Below are 402 nucleotides of genomic sequence, written 5' to 3'. Positions count from 1 at the left end.
TTTTGAACGATATTTTAGAGTTTTCGGAAGAGAATAAAATCATGGATGTGGAGTTTTTAGCTACTATCCAAGATCCTGATATTGCTTCAAAAAAACAGAGCATTGTTGATGTTTTATGTAAAGATCAAAATGGAGTTCAGATCATTGTGGAAATGCAGGTTGCGCGCACCAAGGGGTTTGAGAAACGTGCTCAATATTACGCTGCAAAAGCCTATTCTCAACAGGCTAGCAAGGGCGATGATTACCATAATTTAAAGGAGGTGATTTTCATTGCCATCGCGGATTTCATCTTATTTCCAGACAAAACTGCCTATAAATCTGATCATATAACTTTAGATAAAATAACTTACGAGCACGATCTCAAGGATTTTAGTTTTACTTTCATAGAGCTGCCAAAATTCA

1 protein-coding gene is annotated in these 402 nt (G+C 36.1%); it reads left to right on the top strand.

What is annotated here, in order from left to right:
* A partial coding sequence (locus V6U76_RS05510) for an Rpn family recombination-promoting nuclease/putative transposase (protein WP_333024147.1) occupies positions 1-402 on the top strand: 402 nt, incomplete at both ends.

Source organism: Wolbachia endosymbiont of Pentidionis agamae, from assembly GCF_036711655.1.
Classification (GTDB): domain Bacteria; phylum Pseudomonadota; class Alphaproteobacteria; order Rickettsiales; family Anaplasmataceae; genus JAZHPY01.
Note: the sequence above shows the minus strand (reverse complement) of the source record. Positions and strands in the feature narration are given on the sequence as shown.